The organism is Exobacillus caeni, assembly GCF_005747095.1.
GTDB classification, from domain to species: Bacteria; Bacillota; Bacilli; order Bacillales; family Guptibacillaceae; genus Exobacillus; species Exobacillus caeni.
In genome coordinates, this window is sequence record NZ_SWLG01000008.1 from 261,195 (window position 1) to 279,893 (window position 18,699).

At 40.2% G+C, this 18,699-nt stretch carries 18 protein-coding genes and 3 other annotated features; of the genes, 3 read left to right on the forward strand and 15 right to left on the reverse strand.

Annotated features, from left to right (window positions below):
- Window positions 1-73 precede the first annotated feature (73 nt).
- The 5 genes from tyrS to FCL54_RS13615 form a co-directional block, all read right to left on the reverse strand.
- Window positions 74-1,327, reverse strand: a complete 1,254-nt coding sequence (tyrS, locus tag FCL54_RS13595; RefSeq protein ID WP_138127172.1) for a tyrosine--tRNA ligase — start codon at window positions 1,325-1,327, stop codon at window positions 74-76.
- A gap of 41 nt (window positions 1,328-1,368) precedes the next feature.
- Window positions 1,369-1,584: a binding site (T-box leader), on the reverse strand.
- A 412-nt stretch (window positions 1,585-1,996) separates the two neighbouring features.
- The gene (locus FCL54_RS13600) at window positions 1,997-2,542 is read right to left on the reverse strand and encodes a GNAT family N-acetyltransferase (protein WP_171016841.1); all 546 of its coding nucleotides are present in this window, start codon (window positions 2,540-2,542) and stop codon (window positions 1,997-1,999) included.
- Window positions 2,543-2,575: 33 nt separating this feature from the next.
- Window positions 2,576-3,076 carry a hypothetical protein gene (locus FCL54_RS13605; protein WP_138127174.1) on the reverse strand — a complete coding sequence of 167 codons (501 nt, stop codon included), beginning with the start codon at window positions 3,074-3,076 and terminating at the stop codon, window positions 2,576-2,578.
- Window positions 3,077-3,167: 91 nt separating this feature from the next.
- The gene (locus FCL54_RS13610) at window positions 3,168-4,169 is read right to left on the reverse strand and encodes a phosphotransferase enzyme family protein (RefSeq protein ID WP_171016842.1); all 1,002 of its coding nucleotides are present in this window, start codon (window positions 4,167-4,169) and stop codon (window positions 3,168-3,170) included.
- 23 nt (window positions 4,170-4,192) lie between these two features.
- Entirely contained in the window at window positions 4,193-5,020 is an 828-nt protein-coding gene (locus FCL54_RS13615; protein ID WP_138127176.1) for a phosphotransferase family protein, read from the reverse strand.
- Between the two features lie 96 nt (window positions 5,021-5,116).
- Here FCL54_RS13615 and FCL54_RS13620 point away from each other — a divergent pair, with 96 nt between their 5' ends.
- Together FCL54_RS13620 and bcbE are read left to right on the forward strand one after the other, a co-directional pair.
- Entirely contained in the window at window positions 5,117-6,349 is a 1,233-nt protein-coding gene (locus FCL54_RS13620; RefSeq protein WP_138127177.1) for an aminopeptidase, read from the forward strand.
- Between the two features lie 194 nt (window positions 6,350-6,543).
- Window positions 6,544-7,803, forward strand: a complete 1,260-nt coding sequence (bcbE, locus tag FCL54_RS13625; RefSeq protein WP_246055246.1) for a bacillibactin exporter BcbE — start codon at window positions 6,544-6,546, stop codon at window positions 7,801-7,803.
- Between the two features lie 53 nt (window positions 7,804-7,856).
- Here bcbE and FCL54_RS13630 read toward each other — a convergent pair whose 3' ends face one another.
- Both FCL54_RS13630 and FCL54_RS13635 read right to left on the reverse strand, forming a co-directional pair.
- Window positions 7,857-9,461, reverse strand: coding sequence for an FMN-binding glutamate synthase family protein (locus FCL54_RS13630; RefSeq protein ID WP_138127179.1), 1,605 nt, complete (start codon window positions 9,459-9,461; stop codon window positions 7,857-7,859).
- A gap of 49 nt (window positions 9,462-9,510) precedes the next feature.
- Complete coding sequence (locus FCL54_RS13635) at window positions 9,511-10,128, reverse strand: NAD(P)H-binding protein (RefSeq protein WP_138127180.1); 618 nt, start codon at window positions 10,126-10,128, stop codon at window positions 9,511-9,513.
- Window positions 10,129-10,270: 142 nt separating this feature from the next.
- Between FCL54_RS13635 and FCL54_RS13640 the strand changes: the two genes are divergently transcribed.
- Window positions 10,271-10,456, forward strand: coding sequence for a YfhD family protein (locus FCL54_RS13640; protein ID WP_171016843.1), 186 nt, complete (start codon window positions 10,271-10,273; stop codon window positions 10,454-10,456).
- Between the two features lie 65 nt (window positions 10,457-10,521).
- On the opposite strand, the gene thrS is transcribed toward FCL54_RS13640, so the two are convergent.
- From thrS to FCL54_RS13680, 8 genes are all read right to left on the reverse strand, one after another.
- Window positions 10,522-12,441 carry a threonine--tRNA ligase gene (thrS, locus tag FCL54_RS13645; RefSeq protein WP_138127182.1) on the reverse strand — a complete coding sequence of 640 codons (1,920 nt, stop codon included), beginning with the start codon at window positions 12,439-12,441 and terminating at the stop codon, window positions 10,522-10,524.
- A 51-nt stretch (window positions 12,442-12,492) separates the two neighbouring features.
- Window positions 12,493-12,716 (reverse strand) — a binding site (T-box leader).
- 32 nt (window positions 12,717-12,748) lie between these two features.
- Window positions 12,749-12,968, reverse strand: a binding site (T-box leader).
- 140 nt (window positions 12,969-13,108) lie between these two features.
- Window positions 13,109-14,023: a phosphotransferase family protein gene (locus FCL54_RS13650; protein WP_138127183.1), complete on the reverse strand. Its 915-nt coding sequence runs from the start codon at window positions 14,021-14,023 to the stop codon at window positions 13,109-13,111.
- A 77-nt stretch (window positions 14,024-14,100) separates the two neighbouring features.
- Window positions 14,101-14,514 (reverse strand): CoA-binding protein, encoded by a 414-nt coding sequence (locus FCL54_RS13655; protein ID WP_138127184.1) that lies wholly within the window; start codon window positions 14,512-14,514, stop codon window positions 14,101-14,103.
- 158 nt (window positions 14,515-14,672) lie between these two features.
- A complete protein-coding gene (locus FCL54_RS13660) occupies window positions 14,673-15,428 on the reverse strand; it encodes an MBL fold metallo-hydrolase (protein WP_138127185.1) in 756 nt (251 codons plus the stop codon).
- Between the two features lie 292 nt (window positions 15,429-15,720).
- Complete coding sequence (locus FCL54_RS13665; protein WP_138127186.1) at window positions 15,721-16,710, reverse strand: GNAT family N-acetyltransferase; 990 nt, start codon at window positions 16,708-16,710, stop codon at window positions 15,721-15,723.
- Between the two features lie 119 nt (window positions 16,711-16,829).
- A complete protein-coding gene (locus FCL54_RS13670) occupies window positions 16,830-17,150 on the reverse strand; it encodes an MGMT family protein (RefSeq protein WP_138127187.1) in 321 nt (106 codons plus the stop codon).
- A 22-nt stretch (window positions 17,151-17,172) separates the two neighbouring features.
- Entirely contained in the window at window positions 17,173-17,937 is a 765-nt protein-coding gene (locus FCL54_RS13675; protein ID WP_138127188.1) for a DeoR/GlpR family DNA-binding transcription regulator, read from the reverse strand.
- A complete protein-coding gene (locus tag FCL54_RS13680) occupies window positions 17,927-18,658 on the reverse strand; it encodes a UDP-N-acetylglucosamine 1-carboxyvinyltransferase (protein WP_138127189.1) in 732 nt (243 codons plus the stop codon). The genes FCL54_RS13675 and FCL54_RS13680 overlap by 11 nt, the downstream gene beginning before the upstream one ends.
- Between the last annotated feature and the right edge of the window lie 41 nt (window positions 18,659-18,699).

Consider the following 18,699-nt stretch of genomic DNA (forward strand, 5'->3'; position numbering starts at 1 on the left):
ATGCAAAGATGCATCCCTTCTCTATTGTTCAAAAAAATCTTAATTTGTTAATAAAAATTCTGTGTCTTTAATTTTATTTACTCTTCGTCTTCAGCTGCACAAATCTTCTCTTTCCAACCTGAACAATCAGATCGTTTGTTATGGAGACATCAAGCTTAAGATCAGTAACCTTTTCTCCGTTAAGCTTCACACCGCCGTTTTGAATCATTCTTCGCGCTTCGCTTTTAGATTTCTGCAGGTCTAACTGAACAAGCAAATCAATAACAGGAACAAGCTTTTCACCTTCCCAGTTTACAGTAGGAATCTCATCTGGCATTGCTCCTTTTTGGAATACCGATTTAAAATGCTTTTCGGCAGATTCTGCAGCACCCTCTCCATGGTACATCCTCACTAGTGTCTTACCTAAAAGTATTTTTGCATCTTTTGGATGCAGCGAGCCATTTACGTATTCCTCTTCCAATCGGTCCTTCTCCTCATATGGCAGATCAGTCACTAGTTTAAAGTATTTAATAATTAACTCGTCCGGGATCGACATGGTCTTTCCAAACATATCATTGGGTTTATCGTCGACGCCAATGTAATTGTTCTTGGACTTTGACATTTTCTCTACTCCGTCTAACCCTTCGATAAGCGGCATCATCATAACTACCTGTTTCTCTTTTTCATAATGTTCCTGTAAATGTCTTCCCATCAAAAGGTTAAAGTGCTGATCGGTTCCGCCTAACTCTATATCACTTTTCAATTCAACTGAATCATAGCCCTGCATCAAAGGATAGAAAAATTCGTGGAGTGATATTGGCTTTCCTGAACCTAACCTGTTAGAAAAATCATTTCTTTCAAGCAGGCGGGCCACAGTGATGGTACCCGCTAAGCGAATGGTGTCTTCCAGAGTAAGGGATGACAACCATTTAGAATTATAAAAGAGCTCTGCTTTTTCCATATCGAGCACTTTCCCGAACTGTTCAAAATAGGTCTGTGCATTTTTCTTCACTTCTTCATCCGTAAGCTGCTTCCTCACCGCTGACTTTCCTGTTGGATCACCGATTTTTCCTGTGAAATCTCCTATAATCAATTGAATAACATGGCCATTTTCTTGAAACTGCCTTAATTTGTTTAATACTACCGTATGGCCTATATGCACATCAGGAGCTGAAGGATCCAATCCGAGTTTAATTTTTAATGGTGTTTCATGGTAAATTGACTTTGCGATTTTATTTTTCAATTCTTCTGCAGGGATGATTTCTTGGGCACCCTGGGAATAAATCGAAAATTGCCTTTCTACTTCTTTTAATTGTTCGTTTGAAAGCTTCTCTAAAAAATTATCCATGACTCTTTTCCCCTTTCAAAATAAAAAAACCACATCCCTAATAAAGGGACGTGGTTGCACGCGGTACCACCCTTGTTGAAGAATTGTATAAAACCCTTCCGCTTATACGTATAACGGTACGCCCGTTCCCCGCTACTCCATTTCACAGGGAAAGTTCAAGGAGGTAATTCACACTTATCTTTGTTCCGATTCGCACCTGCCATCGGCTCTCTGATACAGGGAGATAAGATGCTACTGATTCCTTTCATTACTTTTAAAATATATTAGAGATTATTTTAGCTTAAAAACCTTATTTATGACAAGGATTTTTTACTCTATTCAAAACTTAGCGGTTGCAATTTTAGATCTCTCATTGGAAAGCAGATATAATGGTAAAGGCCAGGGCTTCGCCACATCTCAAATAATTGCAAATAATGAAACTAGAAGACATACATTAATAAAAGAACGCTGGGGAGCTACCCCCCAACGTTACGTAGCTATAACGCAAGAAGAGCGGTGGCTCGAAGACTATTAAAGATTGACTCATCCTATCCCTTGCCGGGGCAGGATGGTTATTTTTTTGCTTGTAACCGCAATAATAGTAACCATAAGTTTCAAGCAAAACTGCTCGTTAAAATCAACGCTTCATAGGCACTGAAGCTTTATTCTCCACCCTATACTCTTTTAATCCTAATTACTTACCCAATCTTCCTTTAGAATTCCATATAGTGCATGATCTTCAAATTTTCCGTGCAAATATTCTTTTTGCCGGATAATGCCTTCCTGTTTAAAACCGAGTCTTTCAGGGACTGCCCTGCTTCTATTATTAGAGGTAACAGCCTGAATCTGCACTCTGTTTAAGCCAAGCTCATGAAAAGCTGCATCGAGCAGGCCTTTGCATGTCCTGCTGATTATTCCTTTTCCTTCATAATTTTTAGATATCCAATAGCCTATTTCGGCACTCTTATTGTTCATGTCAATATCATGCAGGCTCATTGTACCTACCAACTCACGGTTAAATAAAATACCCATATGATAAGCGGAATTTTCTGCATAACTGCGTAGCGCAGTTTCAATAAATTTCTCTGTATCACTTACTTCTTTCGTACTATCTGTAAAACCAAGGAAAGTTCGAATATGCTCCCTTGATTCTTCCATAAGTTCAAATAACCTTTGGGCATCTTGTTTTTGCCATAACTTTAACTGCAGTTCTTGATCAATTCGATAGGTAAACATTTGACTCCCCCGTTCCATTTCTTCTCTCTTTGTTCACTGCTTTTCTAATAATAAAAATTCATCAGGATGACTTCGTATGTGTGCACAGATCAAGCCTTTTGTGCCCGGCACTATTCTTAGAAAATCTTCATAGAGATCAGTAACTATTTGTTCCTTTTTTCCATCGAGTAATTGTCGAGGTTCAGACCCCTGCAAAAGAAAATTTTCCGTAAATTCCCTTTCTGTCTTTTCTAAGAAACCCAACATATCATTGTCCTGAAAATATAGAAACGATCGCTTGATCTCTTTCCAAGTAGCAGGTTGTTCCCCTACAAGAAGAGACATCCATAAATAAAATTCTGTCACACTATCCTTCCCATGGTCATAAAGGACTCGAAACATCATAAGGGATTGCTGTCCTCTCGTAAGCTGGTTATACACACTGGATTTCACATCATAACTTTTGCCGCGTATTTTTAAAATCACCGGCTCAATCACCTTCCATAACGACTCCTCATTTTCCATGGATATCAAGTCCTTATTCGAGATTGTCATGAACACTTCCACCTCTCCAAGAGTATTGTGAATCCCTTTGCCATGGTTAAAATGTTTTAAAATATACCGAAGACTTTTTGGATTTTGTTTCTCAGGTTAGCTTTTCTGTCCGTTCAAATCCAGTTCGATACCGATCCATCACATTCATAAGCTTTGAGCTTAAACCGGCCAGCCACTCAGCCTTGTTATGAGAAGGCGCACCATCAACAGCGCGTTTCAACTTCGCAAATGTCACCAAGTTATGAAGCCTCATAAACCATTCAATCTGTTGAAGCAGCTCATAATCTATATCGGTTTTTATTTGATAACCTTTGATAAATGCCTTAAAAGAAGGATGTTCCAATTCGATTTCCTCTTTGAATAAATCCCTAAGCGCATAGGCAATATCTGCGACATACCAGTTTCCCGAACAGTCGTCAAAGTCCAATATATTGATGGTATCTTCTGTCCAGCAAAGATTATCAAGTTCAAAATCATAATGAATCAAACCATAGTTTTCCTTTGTAGCATGCAAGCTTTCAAGCCAATCACTTACTAAATGAAGTTCTCTTTCTGTAACAGGATCATGTTCAACAACCGTCTCTTTAATAAAAGCAAGCTGGTCTTTCCAGTTTGTGCGGTTATGTAAATGTTTTTCAGAGACACTTTTCATTGCTTTATGAAGGTTCCCCAGACTTTCGCCCCACCGCATAAATTCTTCTTCAGCCAAATCTTCGAGCTCCTTGTGTCTTCCTTTAAGTTTTTTAAATACAACTGCATAGAATGTTCCGACTTCTGTTTGAACTTCTTCTACAAGATTACCATCCAGCGACTTAATAGGCTGCACTACGTTTAAAGAATATTGATTTAAATCCTGTAAAATAGCTATCTCAGACTGAACTGTGTAAAAGGTTCTTTCAGAAGCTTCGTTTATTCTTAGAAAATAAATATCTTCTCCTTTTTTAAATATAAACAAAAAATTGGCGCTTGCACGATAATACTTTACTGTTCCTGGGGTATGCTCCCACCTATTAAGAATCATTTCTGCAATCGGGCTTTTCCAATTTTCATCAAGAGTATCGACGACCTTTTCCATCATGCTGAGCTTCATCATAGCAACGCACCTCATCAGTTTCACTAAATTGTTTTCAGGTTTTCATCTGAGATATTTTCTAAGTGGTATTCAATTTCCTTTAACAGCAACTGTTTTTCTTCTTTTGACAATTCTTCCTCTAATCTTGCTGCCATAAGAGGCAGGAGCCACATCTTCATCTCTTCCTCTTTCGTTCCTGTAAGCCTCGAGTATTCTTTAATGTATTCCTCACACAATACTGTTCTTAATTCCTCGATTTTCTCTCTCGCAGCTACCGGCATTTCGGTGGGTAAAATTGCATATTTGTAGATCATCACTGTTCTTGCCACATCAGAGAGAGGGTTTCCTTTACATGCCGTTTCCCAGTCTATGACCACCTTCTTTTCCTGCTCAACTAATACATTATCAGTATGAAAATCCCCATGGCAAAGAACGTTTGCATCCGGAAGCTTTGCAAGATAGGATAAGATTTGTTCTTTAGACCGATAATCGAGTAGCCGCGTACGTTTAATAATTGCTTGTAATTTTGCTGTAAAAGCTGGCAGGTTTCTTGCATCAACACGGTGTATGTTTTGATGCAGTTTTGCTAACTCCTTTGCAGATTCGGTGACATTTCCATTGGGATCAAGTAGCTTCTCTGTCATAGAAACACCACTGATCTTTTCGTAAACAATCCCTGAACGGCCATCCATCTCAACACTTCCGTAAACTTGAGGCACCATTAGTCCCATGCTTTGCAGCCATTTACCAAGCACTACTTCCTGTTCAACAAAAGACTCTTTCACCGAATGAAAGAACAGCTTAATTACCTTACCTTCTTCCCAGTCGTAAATTTCCCCTGTCCTTCCCTTCCCGATCAATTTTCCAATCATTGAATTCACCCCATTTACGTATCGTAAAAGTTTCAAATCGCTTTCCAACCTGTTAAAATGAATTTATTGACAATTTACATAAAGGAGACTTATTTTATGCTTACATACCAAAAAAACCTTGAAAAATATGCTGATCTAGGTGTTAGAGTCGGCGTGAATATCCAGAAAGATCAAACGCTTGTTGTTAATGCACCGCTAGCAGCTGCTGAATTAGTTCGCCTGGTTGCAAAAAAGGCATATGAAGCGGGAGCAAAGAATGTGCATGTTGAGTGGCATGATGATGATCTTACTAGAATTAAATTCGACATGGCACCTGATGAAGCCTTCAAAGATTTCCCGATGTGGAAAGCAAAAGGATATGAAGAGATGGCAGAAAATGGAGCTGCGTTCATGTCAATCGTTGCTTCTAATCCCGATCTGCTCAAAGGGGTAGACCCCGAAAGAATCGCTGAAGCTAATAAAACCGGCGGAAAAGCAATGGGCAAATACCGTGAATATGCACAGGCCGACAAAATCAGCTGGACCGTTCTTGCCGCTCCTTCTAAAGAATGGGCTGCCAAAGTTTTTCCTGATGCAAATGAAGAAGAACAAATGTCTAAGTTATGGGATGCTATCTTTAAGGCAACAAGAGCTGATTTAGAAGATCCTATACAAGCGTGGAAAAAACACAATGAAAACTTAAGTGAAAAGGTAGATTACCTCAACAATAAAAAATACAAAAAGCTGCACTATAAAGCTGAAGGCACCGACTTAACAATTGAACTTCCGGATGGCCACCTGTGGGTTGGAGGCGGCGGCCCAAATGAAAGAGGAGCGATATTTGTAGCTAATATGCCGACAGAAGAGGTATTTACCACTCCTTTAAAAGACGGCGTTAACGGTACTGTTTCCAGTACCAAGCCTTTAAGTTACGGTGGTAATTTGATCGAAAACTTCAGCCTTACTTTCGAAAAAGGAAAAATTGTCGACTATAAAGCTGAAGAAGGCTATGAGACGTTGAAGCGATTGATCGAAACAGATGAAGGATCCCATTACTTAGGAGAAGTAGCCCTAGTCCCTCACGATTCGCCAATTTCAAATACGAACATCATTTTCTTCAACACACTGTTTGATGAGAACGCATCCTGCCACCTTGCGATTGGAAACGCTTATGCTTCCTGTCTCGAAGGCGGAACAAAAATGAGCAAAGAAGAATTAGAAAAAGCAGGTGCAAACTCCAGCATTACCCACGTTGATTTTATGATCGGCTCAGCTGAAATAGACATCGATGGAATTATGGAAAACGGTGAAGAAGAACCGTTGTTTAGAAACGGCAACTGGGCATTTTAAAAACCCCCACATTTTAGCCCCTTCCTGTATGACAATGCAGGAAGGGGCTTTTTTCATGGAGTGAAGTCCAAACAACTTATGGTGTAGGTTCTTTTCTCTCTTTCTAACCAAAAATGCCCTTGTATAACAGAAACAAATTAAACCAGCATAATAACATCGTGATAATTCAGATAGCTGTTTGGAGGGACAATACCTTGAAAAAGAAATGGGATCTTTTTGCATTAGCTTCTATCCCGCTCGTTATGACATTAGGAAACTCCATGCTTATTCCAGTTTTGCCTACCATGGAGAAGGAAATCGGAATCACCCCTTTCCAGTCCAGTATGATCATTACTGTATATTCGATCGTAGCAATCCTTCTCATTCCTTTTGCCGGTTATATCTCAGATCGAATCGGAAGAAAAAAAGTTATCATCCCAAGCCTAATTATCACAGGTCTCGGAGGGGCACTCTCCGCCTTTGCTGCCTGGAAATTAAATAATCCTTATACCGTTATTTTAATCGGCCGTTTCTTACAGGGAATAGGAGCCGCGGGAGCTTTTCCAGTCGTTCTTCCAACCGTGGGGGACTTATTTAAAAAGGATGAAGAGATTAGTAAAGGGTTAGGAATTATCGAAACCTCCAATACATTCGGCAAAGTTTTAAGTCCGATTTTAGGGGCAATCCTGGCGGCAATCATATGGTTTATCCCTTTTGTCTCTATCCCTATCTTTTCACTAGTATCTGTTTTATTGATGCTTTTTTTAGTTAAACCCCCGGTAAATGACGAAGAAAAGGTTACGTTTAAAAAGTTCGCCTATTCTATAAAAGGAATATTCTCTAAAAACTGGCGTTGGTTATCATCTGTGTTTTTAATAGGATGTTTTAACATGTTCATTTTATTTGGCTTTCTTTTTCACTTGTCATCCATATTGGAATCAAAGTTTGGCATAAATGGAATTTCAAAAGGCGGAATATTGGCTATCCCACTTTTCGTTCTATGCCTGGCATCTTATTACACCGGCAAAAAAATAGGTAAAAATAAAAATATTATGAAATGGACAATCTTTATTGGAAATTTAACCTGTGGTGTTACGCTACTTTTAATCAAACCTGGAGCTAGCCTATTAATGATCATAACGTTGCTCTCCTTTGGCAGTGCAGGAATCGGAGTTTCATTACCATGTCTGGATGCTTTAATTACGGAAGGGATCGATAAGCAAGAAAGAGGGACGATCACATCAATTTACAGCAGTATGAGATTTATAGGGGTAGCTGCCGGACCCCCGGTCGTTGCAACATTGATGGGATTTTCCTTTAATTTGGTCTACCTTTGCCTGGCTGTGTTCAGTGTTCTTGGTTCTCTGTTAACCTTTTTTGCCATTAAACCCGATCCATCTCCAGAAAAACGGGGATTAGCTGACAAACTGGACAAGCTGGATGTGCCAAACACTCTTTTTGCATCGAAAAAATAAGAAGACGGACAGCTAATAACTGCTGATCCGTCTTCTAATCCTAGCAACATGATTTAGTGTTTTTGGAGCTGGGCTCTTTTTGCTGCATGAATAAGATCTTCCACAGGAGAAACACGACCCAGGTCATCCTTGTGGACAATATGTTTTCGTTCAAACTTCGTAGGAGAATCGAGTCCAGCTGCAGCCGCTAGATTAAACAGGCCTTCACGCAATGAAATTACATAGTTTGCAACCCGATAATGCTTCTCTTCTACAATTAACCCTTCTTGCAGTTTCTTATCAGTAGTAGCGACACCTACAGGGCATTCATTCGTATGGCATACTTGAGCCATGATACAGCCTACACTAATCATGAACCCGCGTGCGATGTTGACTAAATCTGCTCCCATCGCAAGTGCGATTGCAATTTTATCAGGAGTAATCAACTTTCCTGATGCAATCACCTTCACTCTATCCCTTACTTCGTATTTCTTCAGTATTTCATCCACTACAGGAAGGGCAGCTTGAATCGGCAGCCCGACTCCATCAGCAAGTTCCTGGAATGTAGCACCTGTTCCCCCTTCTCCACCATCTACAGTGATAAAATCGGGTCCTTTTCCTGTTTCCTTCATCGTGGAGACCATGTTTTCTAGAGCATCGAGGTCACCTACTACAATTTTCATACCAACCGGTTTTCCGCCAACATCTCTTAACTTCTCAATAAAATCAAACATAGAATCCGGATTATCAAACTCGTAGAATCGATTTGGACTGTTAATCGTTTTACCTGGTTCAACAAGGCGAATTTTTGCAATCTCTTCGGTTACTTTGGATCCTTCCACATGTCCGCCCCTTGTCTTAGCTCCCTGTGCTAGTTTTAATTCAAAAGCTTTCACCTGATCCATTTCACTTTTTTTCTTAAACTCTTCCCAGGAGAACTCACCGCTTGGCTTTCTTACTCCAAACAGATCCGGACCGATTTGCATAATAATATCCGGGTTTCCGGCTAAATGGTGGTCAGACAGGCCGCCTTCTCCAGTATTCATCCATGTTCCCTTTGCAAGGCCCAATCCTTTTGATAGTGCGGTAATCGCATTCTCTCCAAGAGCTCCAAAACTCATTGCAGATTGTCCGACAAGCCCTTTCACCTTAAATGGCTCCCTGCACCTGTTTTCACCAAGAACAACTGCGTCTTCATCTCTTAAAAAGTACGGATCAACAAGCTGTTCTTCATGATGTTCTTTACGAGTAAAAAGACCGTCCTTGTCTATTTTATAGGCCTTCGTTTTGATCTTATCCGTGTTATCTACCTTCAGCTCATCTCGCAACTTGGGGAATAAAGTATTTCGAATATAAAAGCCCTCAGCTTGAAAGTCTCGGTCAGATCCAAAGCCAATCAAGCGCTGTTTATATTTTCCGGCCTTTACAACGTCCTGGTATTCCTTCCTCGAGAATGGTTTTCCTTCATTATCGTTATTAAATAAATATTGCCGTAACTCCGGCCCGATTTTTTCTGTCATATACCGGACATTACCCAGAACAGGAAAGTTTCTCAAAATCGCATGCTGCTTTTGCCGATCGTCTTTTATATAAAGCCAAACTAAAAACCCGACCGGAATTAAAAGAGCAAGAACTACAATTACGAGAAGAGCTATTACTAAATATGCAACAGTACTCACAATATCACCCTTTTCTTGTCATTACTTTATTTTTATCTGGTCTAACCGATTAAAATGCTTCTTCTATCCTCGTGTCACCAGCGGTTACTTCGTATGTTTGTTTATATGTAGCCTCATTCTCTAGTACTTCGACTAGAACTGCGGCAACATCTTCTCTTGGAATTTCGCCTTCACTGCTTACCGATTCAGCTGCTTCAATCTTTCCACTGCCCGGTTTGTCCACCAAATGACTGGGACGGATTATCGTATACGTCAGTCCTTCCTGTCTTAGAAGTTCATCAGGTTCATCCTTCGCACCTGTCGTTCGGGAATCACTATCTTCCGGTTCATTGGCGCGGATCGCACTCAAGAAAACAAACCGGTCAATTCCCTGTTTTTTTGTTTCCTTTACAGAGTCAATTACAGCCCGATGGTCAACTAGGACTGTTTTCGTTTCGCCGGCATTTGGACTCGCTCCGGAAACATAGATAACTGCATCACAATCAGCAAATGCTTCTTCAAAATGTTCATCATTACTGACCGCTACTTCTGTTGCGCCTAACTTTTTCATTTCCTCAGTCTTGTTGGTTTCGTTTATTACTGCGACAGATTCGTAATTTTTCCTGCTAAGAAATTTGATGACATGTTCTCCCACACTGCCGCTGGCGCCCATAACTGCAACTTTCATCTTAAATCCCTCCTTAAACGGGTTACTCTTTTTTTACCACTCTTTTTTTGATTAAAACCTTTTTATTGAAATATTAGGCATGCATTTCTTTGTGTTTTTGCTACATTCTAATACTGTTATTATCTTTGAAGGAGGGAATTCCATGGGAAGGATGGATCATGGTCAAAAAGGCAATAACCATAAGAAAAAAATCTCACAGGCGCCTAATCAGACTGGTGGCTTGAGTAAAGAAGAAGTCGAACTTTCAAAAGAACTGGCTGAGACTTACGAATACGAAGAAAAGCCAGGCTTTGAACCTACAGATGTTCAAAGAAAGAAACAAAAGTAAAAAAAATGCCCCGCATAAATCTGCTGGGGGCATTTTTTTTCTTGGGAATTGGTTATGGGAAATAATCAAGATAAATCTTTAGCACTTATAGCATCCAAAACCTTTTTCTTATAATCCTCCAGTGTCATGGCTTTTGAACTGTCCTGTCCGTACCTTCTGACGTTAACAGAATTATTCTCCGCTTCTTTATCACCCACAACCAGAAGATATGGGATTTTTTTCACCTGTGCCTCTCGGATTTTATACCCGAGTTTTTCACTGCGAAAATCCGCTTCTACCCGTATGCTATTCTTGCTTAACTGGTCAACGATCGATTGTGCATATTCATGGTGGACCTCTGAAACCGGAATTACCTTTGCCTGTACTGGAGCGAGCCAGACAGGGAAAGCTCCTGCAAAGTGTTCAACAAGAATACCGAAGAATCGGTCTAACGAGCCAAGGATTGCCCGATGGATAACAACAGGCCGTTCCTTTTCACCTCGTTCTCCAACATAGTGCAAATCAAACTTCTCCGGCATTTGAAAGTCGAGCTGAACAGTTGCGCATTGATGACTGCGATTCAACGCATCTTTAATGTGAAAATCGATTTTCGGTCCATAAAAAGCTCCATCACCCTCATTAAGGTCATAATCGTAGTTCATTTCATCTAAAACTTTTTGAAGTGCTCCTTCGGCTTTCTCCCAGAGCTCATCACTTCCCATCGAGTCTTCCGGCCTTGTTGATAATTCTACTCTATACTCAAATCCCAAAACTTGATATACCTGGTCGATAATGTCCAGGACTCTTTTGATCTCTTCTTCAATCTGCCCCGGAGTTACGAAGATATGTGCATCATCCTGGCAGAAAGTACGTACTCTCAACATGCCGTTCAATGCTCCGCTGAACTCATGGCGATGCACCTGGCCAAACTCAGCGATCCGGAGAGGGAGATCACGATATGATCGTAACTTGTCTTTAAAAATAAGCATATGTCCAGGGCAGTTCATTGGCTTAAGCACGTAGTCTGATTCATCCACTTTAGAAAAGTACATATTCTCCTTATAGTGCTCCCAGTGCCCTGACTTTTCCCATAAGCGTTGATTCATCATTAGCGGAGTACGGACTTCTTTATAGTTTTCTTTTATTTGCAAGTCCCTAAGAAAGTTTTCTAGCTCGTTGCGGATGATGTTTCCGTTCGGCAGGTAAAACGGCATGCCTGGCGCTTCTTCTGAGAACATAAACAATTCAAGCTCATTTCCAAGTTTCCTGTGGTCTCTCTTCTTCGCTTCCTCAAGGAATTGAAGATGGTCATTCAGATCCTTTTTATTTGCAAAAGCAACACCATATATTCGCTGGAGCATCTGATTATCACTGTTGCCACGCCAATATGCCCCGGATACGTTCATAAGCTTTATAGCTTTTAACATCCCAGTTCTCGGCAGATGTGGTCCTCTACAAAGATCAAAGAATTCTCCCTGTTTATAGATTGAAACGACCTCATTTTCTGGAATATCGTTCAACAGTTCTAGTTTAAGATGATCGCCTATTTCCTCAAATATTTCCTGGGCTTTTTCTCTAGAAACCACAATTCGTTCGATAGGAAGGTTTTCCTGAACGATTTTTTCCATTTCTTTTTCAATTTTCGCAAGGTCTTCTAAAGAAAGGCTTTCTTTCAAGTCCATATCATAGTAAAATCCATTTTCAATGACAGGTCCCACCCCGAACTTTACTTTTCCGTAACTTCTTTTAACTGCCTGTGCCAAAATGTGAGCAGCAGTATGACGGGCAATTTCCACTCCAGCCTCAGAATCGTTTAAAACGATTTCTACAGAAGCATCCTTTTCAATTCCTTTTTGCAAATCAACAAGCACTCCATCCACTTTTCCAGCAACGGCTTTTTTTCTTAAGCTAGGACTAATAAACTGCGCGATCTCTGCAACTGTTGTCTTCCGGGCAAAACCTTCTTTATGTCCATCTGGAAAAGCAATCATAATTTGTTCCTTCATTTTTAACACTCTCCTTTTTAAATAAAAATAAAAAAACACATTCATCCCCTATATAGGGGCGAATGTGTCATTCGCGGTTCCACCCTGATTCCTGCCAGTATAAACAAAGGCCGGCAGCTCAATTGGCTTTAACGCAGCTAACGGCAAAGGTTACTGTATACTTCACCTTGCAGCTCAAAGGGGGTAGATTATTCTTCTGCGTTAGGAAGTTTCCAGCAATCCTTCCCTCTCTGTTAACCGGTATAAATAACCCATGGCCTTATCATCGCTTTCATTTTCTTGAAAAATAAAAACACACTGCATCCCGCAAAGGGACGAGTGTGTTTGCTCGTGGTTCCACCCTGATTCCCGCCTGATAAATCTGGCGGCTCAATCGCTTTAACGCAGCTCCTGCGGTACTGGTTACTGGATTTCATCAGTACAGCTCAAAGGCGGTAAGTTAGATTCACTTTGTTAGGAAGTTTCCAGCTACCCTTCCCTCTCTGTTAACGGTGAGAAATAACCCATGTCCTTTTCATCGCTTTTCATAAGTCGTTGTAGATGTAATTAATAATATAGAAAAATCGAAATGCTTTGTCAATAGGTTTTTTGAAGAGTTTTACATTTTTTCTCTCCCTGCAGCTCTTTTTTAAAAAGATGAACCCAAAGTCTTCATCAATAAGGAGCTTTATAACAAGTTATTTATTTCTTTCATCAAAACTTCTACGCGTTTTTTGTAGTATCGCCCTTTTTCCTGGATTTTAAGCTGGGAGATGAATAGGTTTGCGAGCATTACGGCTGTGTCAAGTCTATATAATCGGACGACGATCGGTGGCAATGAATGGGAGATCTCACTGTCTCCGTATCCTTCTATAAACTCTGCCCACGAGATTTCATTTGTTTCTGCAATCCTCATTAAATCGAGCAAAGGGTGCCCAATCAATGCGTTATCCCAGTCAACAATCGCTTTTACTTCTCCTTTCTGCCCGATTAGGTTAACAGGCCGAACATCCATATGGAGCAACCTTTTTACATTACTACCAGGCTCTAAAATTTGTTCAATATCATTAGAAATTGGCAATTTATAGTCACTTGATGTGATCCGATTGAACGCTCCCATCCGTGAGACAAGCCGTTTGGCTATATGCTTTTCTAGTGTTTCTTCGCTTTCATTTGGAAAATCGAGATCATGTACAGGCATGTTATGTAGATTTTTAACCGTAAGACCGATTTTTCGTGGACTTATCGGAACGGAATCAGCTGCCACAAACTCAGAAATCAAGAAATCGAGTTCTTCACCGAAATGTAATCCAAGTATGCCGGGAACCGGTATACCATTTTTAATGCAATACGTTGAGAGGTTTGCTTCCTTTTGCAATGACAGACGGCTGCTGAATGTCTTCTCGTTGATATTTGAAACTTCTTTATGCCATGGCACTCGAAAAGCTAGAGGACCATGTTCAGAATTCCCGCGAAATACAACATTTTGAACACCGCTTCCTGCAATCTCCAATTCACTTACATTCATTTCTTTATATCCTGTGGCCAAAACTATTTCAAGCTTTTTACGTATTTGTTCTGCTTTCACTTGCAGATCATTCATTTTCCCATCTCCTGTTTCAATCCCAAAAAAAGTCGTTACTTCTTCGTTAGGATTAGAAGTAACGACCTGGCTTATCTTTATCTTGTTAACGAATGCTCTACCTTAATACAGCGGTTCATGATGACAGTCATTCCATGTTCTTTCCCGTACTTATAAGCTTCTTCGTTTTCTACACCAAGCTGAGCGAAAAACACGTCGGCTCCAATTTCTACAGCATCCTTCATAATTTCGGGCAGGTATTCACTTCTCCTGAAGACGTTGACAATGTCTACATGGCCATCAATATCTTTCAATGAGCCAACAGCCTTGACGCCAAGGGCCTCATCAATGTTTGGATTGACAGGAATAATCTCATAACCTGCATCCTGCATAGCTTTTGAGACAGAATTAGAAGTTCTTGCAGGATCATCGGATAGTCCGACTACTGCAATCCGATTTTTTGTCTTCAATATCTTTCCTATTTCATCTCTACTGGGGTTTTCAATTGCCATTTGGACCACCTCTTCACTTGTAATCGCTTACTTTAATCTTAACCGAAAAGGGAAATTTTTTCTATTTATTAGTTTCCTTAAGCTATATTAAGTTGCATTATTTTATAAAAGAAAGAAGAGTGTTTGCCAATGTTGGCCACACTCTACAATGAAGCTTTCTATCTCATTATAAAAACCGCTTCATCTCGCTGTTCAACTAAAAACTTTATCTGCTCTTTCACATTTTCATTACATAAACCGCCGTGGTAACAAATTACGCTCTCTATATCATAATCTAGAAGCTTTTTAAGAGAATGAACAGCTGTTTTTAAATCCAGGGTTGTTTGTTTGACCGGTCCCTTTAAGGATCCATCGATTGCAATTAATCCATCGCCTGCCAAAAGTGTCTTGCTTTGCTTCAAGTAAAGTGATACATGGCCAGCCGTATGCCCTGGTGTATGGATCACTTGAATACCGCCGAAATAAGGTAGCTCCTGTCCGTTCCTTATCGTTTCATCAACTTTGGACTTCGGTGGATTTTCATACAAATGTTTCACGGGTTCAGGTAATACATTCCATTCTTCGCGACTCATTTTTGCTGGGTCTGATTTGATTAATGGTCGTTCTCCTTCGATGTATGGCTTGTCAAGCTCGTGGGCGTATACTGTTATAGGATTAGTTGATGACTTTATAACTTCCGGTAAACTGCCAACATGGTCAAGGTCCTGGTGGGTAAGTATTACTGCTTTTAGCTTTTCAAAAGGTACTCCTGCATTATTGATCGCTTCTAATATCTGAGGGAATTGCCCTGGCATACCAGTATCAACTAAAACGGCTTCCTTTTCATCCCATATCAGCGTTGGATAAATAGCGGCGCTCCGTCCGAATGCCTCAAATCCAATTTCTAACATATCAACCCCATTAGCAACCTTCATAGATTTACCTCCTCTTAATCCTTTTGCAGTACATTGATCCAGGCATGCTTTCTAAAGACGCATGTAAAAAGATGCCATTTTCTCCCGATATATTTTATTTTATTTTTCTTAAAAAGAAACTCCTTAAAAATCGCCGCGAAAAATAAACCCAGGCAGAAGTCATGTTTCTTCCGGGTTATCTTTTATCCTTATTGCTATCAGGATGAACTTTCCGTTTCTCTATCGCCCGTTTTTTTACCGATCCTCTATCCCTCGCAAAATGTGTACTATTTAATTGCAGTAGATGACTTGCTTATTTTATTTTTTTCCTCACTCGATAATGGCCTCCTGGAGATACTTGATAACCCAGCTTTTTATTTATAGCAAGCATCGGGACGTTTAATGAGTCATTATCCGTTCTCATTTTTTCGATCTTAAAAGATTGAGCGAGTTGAATCGCTGTCAGTTTCAAGGATAGGGCTACATGCATCCGGCGATAATCCCGGTCAACTCCAGTATAATCATTGAACCATTCCTTGTTTCCTTCGCGTGGAATGAGAATTGTCATCCCTATGTATTTTCCATCCTTTTTAGCGAGGATCATACCTTCCGGAAAATCTGAAACAATCTCTTTCCATTCTTCTTCCTCTGGAATATCATCTTCCGTCATAGCAGGATTGTCCCATAGCGTCTTTTTAAACAAATTAAAAATTTCTGTATGTAATTGTACGTCATTCACACTTCTTGCATCTTCAAAATGGATACCAGAAAGTTTAACTTCCTCAAGTACACTATCGAATGCATCAGCATTAAACGTTGTGATATCAAGTGTAGACTGATATAAATGCCTTTCGGTCTGATATCCCCGTCTGGAAGAAAAGCTGTTTGATTCCAGCTCATGATCGGGAACCTCTCCCAGTAAAAAAGAAGCCCCTTTCTCCTTTCCCCATGCTTCCAACTCTATCAAAAGCTGAGAGCCTACACCTCTTTTACGAAAATCGGGATGAACAATCAGTTTGCTTGCAAGTCCCCCGGGCTCAGCAAATGGTGTTCTCCAACCAGATGCAAAACCTATTACCTTATCTTCGTTAGAAACAGCCACTAATCGCTCCCTGCAAAAACCTGTTAACATCCCCTGGTCATTAAAACTGGTCCTATCTTTTACCGGGATATTTTCGTCTTCTTTTATTAGCGCTTCAACTGAAATCTTCTCTCTACCGAAAAGGCTCTCATTTAAAGAAAGTAATGTTGATATTGTTTCATAGTCTTCCGGGAGGTTCACTTGCCTTATTTTATTAGTCATGTTTTCTAGTCTCCTAATAGTACAATTTAACAAAGATAATTATTCTTTCTTTTTGGCTTCTTTTCCTGCTTTTTCAAAAAAACTGTCCATATATAGAATTACTTTATGTATTACACCAATCACTCAGCTCTTATTTCTGGCTGATATATATAATCTTCAAGGCAAATGGAGTTACTGTTTTTAAATATTACCCCTTCGCTCTCAAGCGACATTTTCTGAACGTAAAATAGTTCCTCATTTTCCAAAGCTACTTCTCCATTTCTATTGACCACGCGATGCCATGGAAGGTTATGCTTGCTGCTCATAGAATGAAGTATGCGGACAACCTGCCTCGCCCCTTTTGGACTTCCGGCTAATTTCGCAATTTGTCCATATGTCATAACCTTTCCACTTGGAATTTGTTTAATAATTGTTACTACCCGTTCTGTAAAGCTTTCCAATGTGATTCTCCCCTTACGATCCTCAACTCTTTATGACTTCCACAGCGATCCCTTTTTGTCTTAACTTATTAAGCTCATTTTCAGAAGCTTCCCAATCTGTTATTACTCTTCCTACCTTCTCAGCAGGCAAAACACGCACAAAAGTTTCTTTTCCTATCTTATCCCCCGACATTAAACAGATACTTTTCCTTGATGCTTTCTCTACTGCCCGCTGAAATACAGCAACCTCCGTGGTGTTGGTGCTAAGTCCATAATTTGCGCTTAATCCTCCCCCAGTGGAAAAAGCGATGTCTATTTTGAACATCCCCATATATTCACTGGCAAAGGCATCTGTTATGTTGCCGGAAGTTTTTATTTTTCCAGGAACCATTATCGTTTCAATGTTTTCATTCCCCTTTATCGAATCTGCGATCTTGAGTGAATTAGTGATTACGGTAAATGGAAAATCCTCTGGCAAGTGTTTTACCATTATATAGTGGATGGATCCTCCTCCTATAAAGACCACATGCTCTTTTTTAATCATTTCTGCTGCTTTTTTAGCAATCGCATTTTCCGGTTCGGTCCCTTCGTTAAAGCGGATCGAAGGTGGCTGGGAATAGCTGCGCACTTTAGCCGGAATAGCACCGCCGTGTGTCCTTTCTATCAATCCTCTTTCTTCCAGCACTGCTAAATCTCTTCTGACGGTATCGATTGATACAGACAGTTGATCAGTTAGCTCTTTTACTAAAACCCGCTTCTGATCTTTTATTAAATCAAGAATTTTCTGTTGACGTTCCTCAGCAAACATCAAGATTCACTCCTACTTCAGGCTCGCTAGTTTGGCATTCTTTCAAATTTGCTCCAATCCCGCGAAAAAGTTCCGTGATAGATGAACACCCACGTTCAATGTGCTCTACTCCGGTTATCCTTGTTATTCCTTCCGTCATAAGGCCTGCAAGTATCAGGCAAGTTCCCGCTCTAACGTCGGTTGCATGGACCCAGTTTCCTTTAAGTGTTTGGTTCCCTAAAATATAAGCGCTGTTGCCCTTAACTTCTATAGAAGCTCCCATTCTCTTGAGTTCAGGTATATGGTTGAATCGATTAGGATAAATTGGATCGGTTATAATACTTTTGCCTTCTGGAACAAGTAAAAGGGAAGTTATCGGCTGCTGGAGGTCTGTGGCAAATAATGGGTACATCCCCGTCTTTACCCTCGTTGCTTTCAGCCTTCCGCTCGCTTTTTGAACCGAAACAGATTTTTCCCCCACGCTAAATTCCATCCCAACTTCCTTTAGCTTCTCTAAACAGGATGTTAAATGTTCCGGGATGATGTTTTCGATCGTAACACTTCCTCCTGTTACTCCTGCAGCCATAAGCATCGATCCTGCTATTAGCCGATCAGGAATCACTTCGTATTCTGTACCCTTAAGTTCTTTTACTCCATCGATAACAATTTTATCCGTTCCAGCACCCTTTACCTCCCTCTGTAAAGCCAGTATATCTTTAAAATGCTCCTGATTTCTTAGGATTTCTTATCCACTTATTTAAGAATGTTGCAGGGGTGAGGATT

Coding starts and splice junctions, on each gene's coding strand:
- tyrS (WP_138127172.1), bottom strand. CDS start 1,327: ATGGATAATTTTTTAGAGAAGCTTTCAAACGAACAATTAAAAGAAGTA.
- FCL54_RS13600 (WP_171016841.1), bottom strand. CDS start 2,542: ATGTTTACCTATCGAATTGATCAAGAACTGCAGTTAAAGTTATGGCAA.
- FCL54_RS13605 (WP_138127174.1), bottom strand. CDS start 3,076: ATGACAATCTCGAATAAGGACTTGATATCCATGGAAAATGAGGAGTCG.
- FCL54_RS13610 (WP_171016842.1), bottom strand. CDS start 4,169: ATGATGAAGCTCAGCATGATGGAAAAGGTCGTCGATACTCTTGATGAA.
- FCL54_RS13615 (WP_138127176.1), bottom strand. CDS start 5,020: ATGATTGGAAAATTGATCGGGAAGGGAAGGACAGGGGAAATTTACGAC.
- FCL54_RS13620 (WP_138127177.1), top strand. CDS start 5,117: ATGCTTACATACCAAAAAAACCTTGAAAAATATGCTGATCTAGGTGTT.
- FCL54_RS13635 (WP_138127180.1), bottom strand. CDS start 10,128: ATGAAAGTTGCAGTTATGGGCGCCAGCGGCAGTGTGGGAGAACATGTC.
- FCL54_RS13640 (WP_171016843.1), top strand. CDS start 10,271: ATGGGAAGGATGGATCATGGTCAAAAAGGCAATAACCATAAGAAAAAA.
- thrS (WP_138127182.1), bottom strand. CDS start 12,441: ATGAAGGAACAAATTATGATTGCTTTTCCAGATGGACATAAAGAAGGT.
- FCL54_RS13650 (WP_138127183.1), bottom strand. CDS start 14,023: ATGAATGATCTGCAAGTGAAAGCAGAACAAATACGTAAAAAGCTTGAA.
- FCL54_RS13655 (WP_138127184.1), bottom strand. CDS start 14,514: ATGGCAATTGAAAACCCCAGTAGAGATGAAATAGGAAAGATATTGAAG.
- FCL54_RS13660 (WP_138127185.1), bottom strand. CDS start 15,428: ATGAAGGTTGCTAATGGGGTTGATATGTTAGAAATTGGATTTGAGGCA.
- FCL54_RS13665 (WP_138127186.1), bottom strand. CDS start 16,710: ATGACTAATAAAATAAGGCAAGTGAACCTCCCGGAAGACTATGAAACA.
- FCL54_RS13675 (WP_138127188.1), bottom strand. CDS start 17,937: ATGTTTGCTGAGGAACGTCAACAGAAAATTCTTGATTTAATAAAAGAT.